This is a genomic window from Eggerthia catenaformis OT 569 = DSM 20559, assembly GCF_000340375.1.
Taxonomy (GTDB): Bacteria; Bacillota_I; Bacilli_A; order Erysipelotrichales; family Coprobacillaceae; genus Eggerthia; species Eggerthia catenaformis.
The window spans coordinates 41,265-50,694 of sequence record NZ_KB446648.1; the positions used below are offsets into that span (position 1 = coordinate 41,265).

A 9,430-nucleotide genomic window follows, 5' to 3' on the forward strand; every position below is an offset into this window, starting at 1 on the left:
TTTTGCTTAATCCCAGTTCATAAGACCGTAGCCTTTGATATAGCCGGAATTTAAGTCATAGCTCTTTATTTTGCAGGCATCACCCGAATTTCCCTCAACGGTATAAACTCGGCTTCCGTCCGTTCCGATAACAATTCCCACATGATCCGCGCCACCGTCGCCGTCCCAGTCAAAGAAAATGGCATCGCCCGGTGCGATATTTTTATAACCTCGGTTTCCCCATTGACCATGAGAGGTAAACCAAGGGACTCCCTGCGACTGACAGCCTGCAAAACGCGGTTCGCTTTTTCCTGCCTTGTTGTAGCACCAAGATACAAAGCAGGCGCACCATTCCACACGTCCGTTAAAGCCGTACCAGCTCCAATAAGGATAGCCGCCTACATTTCCGACCTGCTTTTTTGCAAGATTTACAAGCTCCGGATTTCCGGGGCGGGTGCCGTTTACAAAATGAACGCCGCTTAAATCCTCCGATGCGCTTCCATCAGGGGAGCCTCCGCCGAATACAAGAGGTTTGTTTCCGCTGGTTTCAAGATAGACGCGGTACATTTTAAGCTGTTCTTCATTTAGGATTTCTCTTGCAATATCTGAAAGCGGCGTTGTTTTCAGTCTTACGTGAAGAATGTAATAGTTGTACGGGATTTCTTCCTCCGTGGTTTCTCCAGTGTCCGGATCGGTATGGGTTTCTGTTTTGTAGCGCACCTCGATTTCTTCTTTTAATGTCAAAGAATACTGCTTTGTGAAAATCTTCTGTAAGTCCGCTTGCACTTTGGAAAGGGTATAGCTTTGATGTTTTGCCGTAAGGATGGAAGCAAGCTCATGGGGGTTGTGCCCGATGCCGTCAAGCTCGTATTTATACTCGTCATAGCCGGGATAATCCTTTTCTACACTATCTATTTTCCCCTGAAGTTCATTTTCCATAGCGGCATAGGCATTTTCCACCGCCACAAGATCGCTGTCCTCGGATGTATAGCTTGTGCCTAAAATTCCGTTAAAGCCTCCCGATAAAAGAGAGGAACAGGAAGATAAGCCGGTAAAAATCAGAACGAATATGAGAAGCAGAGCTATCAAAATTGCAACTCCCCGTCTATGCCTTATAACAAATGAGCCTGCCTGTTTTGTCTTTTCCGCGGATTTCCTTGCCGCCTTTGCCGCGTCCTTACCTTTCTTGCGAAGCTCCGCCGCATACTTCTTCTTTATCTTCCTTTTCTGCCACATACGGCTAACGGGGTTTGCAGATGACAGATTCGGGTTTTCATACATGGCTTTCTTATAGAAATACCTTGCATTTGCCTTTTCAGCGGCTTTTTCCGCTTTTCTTGCCTTGCGGTAGGGCTTTAGCTTTTGATTTCTGTAATTTTCTCTTGCCTTTCTTACGCTGAATCTTCCAAGTGTTTCTGCGGCTTTTTCGTTTTTGTGGGCTGCTTCAATGCCTGCATTGTCATGCTCCGTTTCATGGATTTTCTTATGCACAAAGGCGCCGGCTTCATCAAGGGCAGGAGAAAGAGGGTTTCTGCCTTTTCCTTTTCCGATAGGCTTTTCCTTTTCTTCAAAGTGAAGCCTTGATTTTCCTTTGCCTGATCTTTCATCAAATTCACGGTCAAAGGAAAGAGCCTTTTTCTTTGGGATTTTATCCATTGCCTTATCAAGACGATCCGCCGCCTGATCGGATTTTTTAATATATCTTTGAAGCTCCGGAACGGCTCTTTCTTCCTCGGTAAAGGTAAGCCTTGAGGATTTTCTTTTCGGGATTTTTTCCGAAGTAACATCCTCATTTATCACATTATCCGGCTGTGGATTCTCTTTTGCTTTCGCTGATATGTTTTCCGTTTCTCCGGTTGTCATGTTTTCTCTTAAAAGTCCGTCCCGGCTCATTTTTTGCCTGAATTTATCGCGGGGTTTTAGAGGTTCTTTCAAATTGCACCACCTTCCTTTCCTGAAAAGACGCAAGTGCTTTTGCAGCGTCCAAGCTCAATATCTGCAATGTATTTGAGTATCGGGTAAACCTGTGCGGGAACAACGGCATTACCAAGAGCCTTTAAGCGCTTTACTCTGTCTTTCTTATCTTCCGTAAGCCTCGGTATGTCCGTGGGCTCCGTTATCCAGAGGAAATTTCCGTCCATGCTCGCGGGAATCCCATCAGCCACTCCGCCCACTCCGGATTGAAGCGAAGATTGGGTGCTGCATCCTTTTCCAGATAATAGATTGCTTCTGAAAGATTCGCTGACCAGTGCCCCGTTTTCTTCTTTCTGCGAAAGGAGCCCGCAGGAGATAGGACTACCTGCGGCACTTTCGGACGCGTTCCCGTGTCGGAAGCAAGGGGCGTAGGAAACATCTGCCCCCACGATAAAAGTTCGCTTGCGTTCATGCCACGCGCCGACGCTACAAGCAGGAAGTACGAATGTCCAAACGGCATATCCCGCTTTCTCCAAGTCAAAAATCGTTTTGTTGAGCCCCATATTGATGAAGTTAGCAACATTTTCGCCAAGCACGAAATGGGGGTGCAGCTCTTTAATAACTCTGCACATTTCCGGCCAGAGATAACGGGGGTCTGTAAAGCCCTTTTTTGCTCCGATGGCGGAAAAGGGCTGACATGGGAAGCCCCCGGATATGAGGGTAACACTGTCTTGTCCTGTTTTTTCAATAAATGCCTCCTTTGTAACTGTGGTAATATCCTGAAAACGCGGAACATCCGGCCAATGCTTTTTTAATACGGCATTCGGAAAGTCCGCCCATTCACATTGACAAAGGGTAGAAAAGCCTGCGGCTTCCGCCGCAAGGTCGATTCCTCCGATTCCGGTAAACAGGCTGAAATGGGTTAGTTTCTTCATTCGCCGCTCACTTCCTCCGGCTTTGTCGTCATAACCTTGTAAAGCTTTGTATCTTTCGGGAAATGATCTACAAATGGCAGAATCACATTTCCGTAAAAGAGAAGTCCTTCGCCGGATTCCGTATGGGTTACATATTTCATCTGCTGAGGAGAAATATTAAGCTGCTTTGCAAGGATAGTTCTGTCGCTTACCGCCTGATTAAGCATCAGCACAAAGTCACTGTTTTCAAAGATATTTTCTACCTCGCGGCTGGATAAGAGATCCTTGACATTCTGCGTGATCCCTGTCGGGATTCCTGACCATTTTCTGAAACGCTTCCAGATTTCAACGCTGTATGCGGCGGTCTGTTCCTCACGAAGCAGAAGATGAAATTCGTCCATGTAGTAGCGGGTTGCTTTCTTTTTTGCTCTGTTTATGGTAACGCGGTTCCATATCTGATCCTGCACAATGAGCATTCCAAGCTTTTTTAACTGCTTTCCAAGGCTCTTTATATCAAAGCAGACAAGGCGGTTATTAAGCTCTACATTGGTTCGGTGGTTAAATACATTAAGAGAACCTGTTACATAAAGCTCAAGGGCTGCCGCAACTCTTTCCGCCTCCGGTTCCGGCTGTCTTAAAAGCTCCTCATATAAATCTCCCAAAACAGGCATCCTTTCCGGCAGAGGGTCTGCAAGAAAGTCCCTGTAAACCGTTCTTACCGCACGGTCTATGACCGTTTTTTCCACAGGTGCAAGTCCTTCCTTTCCTCCGACTACAAGCTCACAAAGGGAAAGGATAAAGTCCGATTTTAAGGCAAGAGGGTTATCATCCTCGCTGTAATTTAAGTTTATATCCATCGGATTGATATATTCTTTACTTGTGGGAGAAATGCGGATGACCTGTCCTAAAAGGCTGTTTACCAAAGGGGCATACTCGGCTTCGGGATCGGAGATATAGATGTCATCATCTGTGATTAAAAAGGCGTTTGTAATTTCACGCTTTGCCGCAAAGGATTTACCGGAACCGGGCGTTCCAAGAATCAGACCGTTGGGGTTTTTCAGCTGCTTTCTGTCACATAAAATCATGTTGTTACTAAGAGCGTTAAGTCCGTAGTAAAGCGCTTCTCCTCCCTGAAAAAGCTCCTGCGTGATAAAGGGAATGAATACAGCGGTGCTTGAGGTAGTAAGCCCTCTTTGAATTTCAATTTCATTTATTCCAAGCGGGATGCTTGACATCAGGCCTTCTTCCTGCTGAAAGTCAAGGCGGGTTAAAGCACAGTTATATTTCTGTGCAATTCCTGCGGCGGCAAAAACATCGTTGTCCAGCTTTCTTTTGCTATCCGCCATATTCACCACAAGAAAAGTAACAAGAAACATTCTCTCGTTTCTGCTCTGTAAATCCTGTAAGAGATTTTTTGCCTCGCCTCCGTATGTGGCAAGGTCGGACGGGATGATGTCCATGTCATAGCCGGAGCGTACTGCTTTTTTCTGCTCGTCAATCTTCATCTTGTCAAGGTCGGTGATTTTTCTTTTTATGGTTTTGATTGCTTCCGCCTGATCGATGCTTTTGATATGCAGGTTTACAATCATTCCCGTTTCCAAATCCAAAAGGTCGGACAGGATGCGGTCGTTTAATTCCGGGGCTAAGATTTCAAGAAAGCTTACCGCGCCAAGCTTTTTTCCTATGCGAAAGGTTCTGCCTTCTCCGAAGTAAAAAGAGGACGGCGCGATAAAATCCTTTGTCGATAATCCTGACGGCACAAGATAGTCCCAAGAGAAGAAAAAGGGTTCTCCCTCCGGGTGAAAAATGCCGTGCATGATTTCCAGCCTTTCATATCCGTTCATGGAATGAGCGCTTACGCCAAGCACCTTGAAATTGTTTAACATATCCGTTTCAATGCGGTTAAGCCTTGCCTTTGCCGCGCTCATATTTTCCGCTTCTACGCTGAATGTTACGAATTTCAGTTTTACAAGACCGTTGTTTCCTTTGGAAAGCTGATCGGAAAGCATTGTCTGATACTCACTTCTTATGGCGTCAAAGGCATCCTCTTTTGCCGGAATTTCGATTGCGTTCTTTGCTTCTCCGTGGCTTCCCTGATTGATAAAGGAAAGCTGCACATCCACAGAAGAATCAAAGTAGTTCAGAAAGTCACACCAGTTTTCAAAGATGGCGGTTTTTTCATCCGCACCTGCAAGCTGATAATTGATGTCGGAAAAGGAAATGCACTTGCTGTATCTGTTTTCTGTTACTCTGCATATCCCGTCCGGGTGCATGGAAAGATAGGGGATGCTCTCCTGTGCGGAAGAAGCTTTCTTTTCCGGCTTTGCTTTTCGGATAAGTTCTGCAATCTGCTTTTTCTCGCTTCTTGTGAGCTTTCTTTTATTTTTTACGCTGTTTTTTTCCTTTGTTTTGTCCTTTAACAATATGAAATACCTCCTTTTCAAGTTTTCTCTGCTTTATTAAAAGGGTATAATAGTTTCTCGTCCTGTATGGACGCTCTTTCTTTCGGATAAACTTTGTCTGCACGATATGCTTTAGGACTACCTCAAGGGGCTGTCCGTGCTTTTCGTACATGGCAAAGAGAAAAAAGGGAAGCATGATTAAAATCATGAAAAAAGCCGCAAGACTTGTTCCTGCGCTTCCCTTTAGGAGAAAGAAAACAGGCAGCCCTAAAATTAAGGCTGCCGTAAAGCAAAGGATCTGCCTTTTTGTAAGGTTAAAGGCGACCTTTGTTTTAACCTTTGTTAAGTCTTTTGGTACGGGTACATACGCCATAAAAGCCTCCTTTCCGTTAAAGCGTAATATTGCTTTTTACTTCGTTTCCCCATATATCCCATCCGGGACTTTCCTTCCTTGCAAAAAGCTCTATTTTAGGGAGATCTCCCATAAGGGCTGTGATTTTTTCTCTTGCTATATCCGGCTTTTTGCTGTGTGCTTCAATGGGGCTTATGATAAGCTGATGAACATTTTTCGCCTGTCTTTTGGGATGACCTTTCGTTGCAAGTAGGCAGATTTCCGCATTTCCTCTCGTCCAAAAGCCAAGCCCGTAAAACCATGTTCCAGCCTTTTTATTTGTTTTCAGCCATACAAAAGCGACCGTCTTATACTGAAAGCCCCATGCCTTAATTAGCTGCAGGGCTTCTTTAAGCTGCGGGAAAGTAGCCCATAAAAAAAGTACGCAGTCCTTTTCCGCGATTTCAGAAACGGGAAGCGTACAAAGCTCCTCTATGCTCATGGTGGGATAGTGATTTTCCGCCGCGCCCTGTACTTTGCTTCTTTCGTATTTCCATGGCGGATCGGCATAGATAATGCTGTATTTTTTACTGATTGTTTTGATACCTCCTTTGTATTAGGGCTAATGCGCTCCAAAAATTGATTTTGAAATGGCACTTGATTTTAAGAGCATAAAGCAAAGCAGCACGGTATATGCCGCAAGAGAAAATATCGCGGTATGCAGGTTGTCCGATACGGTCATAGCCTTTACCAAGACAGCATATATTCCGACGCATACCATGATTAAAAAGCCCTGAAAACCGAGTGCGAATAAGCTTTTCAGATAGTTGTTTCCGATCTGTCCCCATTCTTTATTTGTCATAGTGGCAAATGGAATCGGGGCGACGGAGCAGACTAAATAGATCTCTATCATTCTGCCGTAGATGACAACGGTAATAAAAACGGACATGATTTTCATCGAAATGCTCACAAGTCCGGTTTCTATGGAAAGCCGTAAAAGCTCCGGTATTTCCATATCCTTCAGCTTTCCTTGTAGTGCGGTAAGAGAGGATGCCACATCAATGCTTGTGTCCGAGCTGATAACGCCGGATGCGCCCGATACAACGTGCTGCGCCACATCGAATACCGCCATGGTAATATCAAAGGTATGGGTAACGATAAATACCGCTACCCACGCCTTGAAAAACCACTTAAAAAACATAAAGGTGTCCAACTCGTGCAGATTATTTTTATCAATAATCATGCTGATCAGCTCGTAGCAAAGAACATAGGTAATGACAAGCCCCGCAATGGGGACGATCACATTTTCCGACAAGGTTTTTATCATGGAAAATACGCTGCCGTTCCAGCCCTGCGGGGTCTTGCCTACCTCTGCCGCTATGGTTCCTACCTTTTCGTTGACATCTCCGAACAGAGCTTCAAGATTTTCCTGAATGGATCCAATTAAAATTTCCTTGATCCATTCATCGATTGCATCAAGTATGCTCTGCACGTGTTACCTCCTTATCCGAACAGTCCGCGAAGAAGCGGAACAAGTGTTGTACCGATAAGGGCAACGCCTCCTCCTGCCATAAGCTGCTTGATTCCCTGTGATTTAGCGCCCGATAGTGATAGGTAATCCTTTGATGTTATCTCCGGATTTTCCCCCACTTCACACCGTGCATGCGACTTTCACCGCACACGGCGTTCCATCACAAGAAAGATTTTCACGTTTTAACTAAGACTTACACACTTCGTAACAAATTATTTTTTCTCTAAATTAGTGGCAATCCTGCCATTTTTCTAAGCTTATTACATTTCTCAATCTGCTTGAGCGTTAAGCCAAGCTCTTTTATATATTTTTGGATTGTATCTTCTTTTGTTGCATGGATGAGTATATGAACTGCCTCCGTAACAAGAATTAAGTTGCTGTAACTGTCTGTACCGCCTTGTTCAAGCGGTATCTTGTGATGGCAATGTATATCGTTTGGTGTAAGTTTTATTCCTGTTACTCCACATCTGCCATATTGAGCTGCAAAGAGCGAAATTCTGTTGTCTGCAAATTCTATGCTTTTATCAAGCACAGGGTGCTTCATCAGCCAGACAAGTGTATCTACATCAATTTGTAGATTTTTATGAATGAAAGCTCTGCCCTTTACAGTGTATTTATTTACAACCTTTTTCTTGTGTTTTGCGTCCTTTGTCCTGATATATCCAACTGGAATTAACGGATGTCCATTAAGGAAGCGAAGCTGTTTACTTTTTCCATATTTTTCTTTGATAAATCCTTTGTTTAGTGTTCCACTGGTTTTAATATCCAGTCTGTTGTTCATCTGCTTTTTAATGTGAAAGGCTATTTTAGCAAAGTCCAAACTCACATTTGTTGCTATTTGATAATAATTATGCAAGCCTGAAACAGTAGCATTATACTTAGCTATTGCTTTGTACTGTTCCTTTTCATTTGCAGGTCTTTTTATATCCGCAACACATTTAGAAATATTTTCTTTTGCCTTTTTCAGTGCCTTATCATTTATATGCGACTGTACAACAAACTTTTTGCCTTTTGGTTTAACCTTAAGCTTGAAGCCTAAGAACTCCGAATACCTTTGTTTTAGATTTGTTATTTTAGATTTTTCTTCACTCACATTTAGTTTTAATCTGTCTTGCAACCATTTTGTAACTGCCTGATAAGTTCTTTTTGCATCGTAGTAATTACGGCAAAATATCTTAAAATCATCAGCATACCTTACAATATATATTTCTTTTAGGTTGCTTGTTCTTAAAGCTCTGTAGGTATGACTTTTTATCTCTGTTCCTTGACTGTTCGTTCTCTGTTTATATGGATAATGCGTGGGTATTGTCAGCCATTGAGAAGAAACCCACCAATCTAATTCGTTCAAGACTACATTAGATAGTAGCGGTGATAATATTCCGCCTTGTGGTGTTCCCTTTGTTGGTGTAATTACCTCTTTATCGGGCATAACAATATCTGCTTTCAGCATTTCCTTAATGATACAAAGTAACTTTTTGTCTTGGATTCCCAAATTCCAAAGCTGCCTTATGAGCTTTGCATGATATACGTTATCAAAAAATCCTTGTATATCAATATCAACTACATAGTGTAAGTGCTGTATCTGCATTAGTCTTGCACATTCTGCGATAGCGTGTTCCGTACTCCTGTTAGGTCGAAACCCATAGGAGCTGTCATGAAACTTGGCTTCGCATATCGGCTCTAATATTTGCAAGATACATTGTTGTACAATTCTGTCTACAATAGTCGGTATTCCTAAAGGTCTGATTTTCCCGTTAGACTTTCGCATTTCCACTCTCTTTACAGGGCGTGGTTTATACCAATGAAACTGTTTTTGTATGAGAGAAATGTATTTTTCTTCATTTAGCCTTGATAGATGTTTTATTGTTCTGCCATCTACTCCGGCTGTATGACTGCCTTTGTTCCCTTTGATACTGCGATAGGCAAGTTTTATATTTTCTCTTGAAGTTATCAACTCCATTAAATTTGAAAATATTTTATTCTTACTACTATCTTCATATAAATCATCAAGGACTTTTTGCAAGTCATAGTATTCCGTATAACGGATTTTGCTTTGTTTCAGTGTTTGTTTCGAAGTGGACACAGTCACCATCTCCTTTCGGATTTGATTTTCTTTGTCATACTCGAAGCTATGTTTGTCTTAATTTCAGTTCTTGTACTTTCCTGTGACTGGTGGCTATCCCTCCACGAACTTATTATTTTCGCTTCATAGGTACTGTGCCACCACTTTCCCCGAGATAAAGAATGGTTATATGCTGTTTTTACAGTCATTTTCCCATTCAACACTTCATTAGCATTAGACTGCTTCCATGTTCCCGGCTTACCACGTTCCGACAATCTTATCTTTGAATACGTTTAG

Annotated in this window: 8 protein-coding genes; all 8 read right to left on the minus strand. The window is 42.9% G+C overall.

Annotated elements, in window-relative coordinates; all coding sequences use genetic code 11:
- Positions 1–6: 6 nt before the first annotated feature.
- Positions 7–1,914 carry a CHAP domain-containing protein gene (locus tag HMPREF9943_RS05005; RefSeq protein ID WP_004802677.1) on the minus strand — a complete coding sequence of 636 codons (1,908 nt, stop codon included), beginning with the start codon at positions 1,912–1,914 and terminating at the stop codon, positions 7–9.
- Positions 1,911–2,828, minus strand: coding sequence for a DNA (cytosine-5-)-methyltransferase (gene dcm / locus HMPREF9943_RS05010; protein ID WP_004802679.1), 918 nt, complete (start codon positions 2,826–2,828; stop codon positions 1,911–1,913). The genes HMPREF9943_RS05005 and dcm overlap by 4 nt, the downstream gene beginning before the upstream one ends.
- Positions 2,825–5,230, minus strand: a complete 2,406-nt coding sequence (locus HMPREF9943_RS05015) for a VirB4-like conjugal transfer ATPase, CD1110 family (protein WP_004802681.1) — start codon at positions 5,228–5,230, stop codon at positions 2,825–2,827. Before HMPREF9943_RS05015 ends, dcm begins: the two co-directional genes overlap by 4 nt.
- A complete protein-coding gene (locus tag HMPREF9943_RS05020; protein WP_004802685.1) occupies positions 5,187–5,582 on the minus strand; it encodes a PrgI family protein in 396 nt (131 codons plus the stop codon). Before HMPREF9943_RS05020 ends, HMPREF9943_RS05015 begins: the two co-directional genes overlap by 44 nt.
- 16 nt (positions 5,583–5,598) lie before the next feature.
- A complete protein-coding gene (locus HMPREF9943_RS05025; protein ID WP_081602228.1) occupies positions 5,599–6,144 on the minus strand; it encodes an MT-A70 family methyltransferase in 546 nt (181 codons plus the stop codon).
- Positions 6,145–6,162: 18 nt separating this feature from the next.
- Positions 6,163–7,032, minus strand: coding sequence for a VirB6/TrbL-like conjugal transfer protein, CD1112 family (locus HMPREF9943_RS05030; RefSeq protein WP_004802689.1), 870 nt, complete (start codon positions 7,030–7,032; stop codon positions 6,163–6,165).
- Positions 7,033–7,043: 11 nt separating this feature from the next.
- Positions 7,044–7,190, minus strand: coding sequence for a Maff2 family mobile element protein (locus HMPREF9943_RS09860; protein ID WP_081602229.1), 147 nt, complete (start codon positions 7,188–7,190; stop codon positions 7,044–7,046).
- Between the two features lie 104 nt (positions 7,191–7,294).
- Complete coding sequence (ltrA, locus tag HMPREF9943_RS05035) at positions 7,295–9,154, minus strand: group II intron reverse transcriptase/maturase (RefSeq protein WP_004802691.1); 1,860 nt, start codon at positions 9,152–9,154, stop codon at positions 7,295–7,297.
- Between the last annotated feature and the right edge of the window lie 276 nt (positions 9,155–9,430).

What these genes read in the sequence shown, in the direction of transcription:
- dcm (WP_004802679.1), bottom strand. Translation starts at nt 2,828, where the DNA reads ATGAAGAAACTAACCCATTTCAGCCTGTTTACCGGAATCGGAGGAATC.
- HMPREF9943_RS05020 (WP_004802685.1), bottom strand. Translation starts at nt 5,582, where the DNA reads ATGGCGTATGTACCCGTACCAAAAGACTTAACAAAGGTTAAAACAAAG.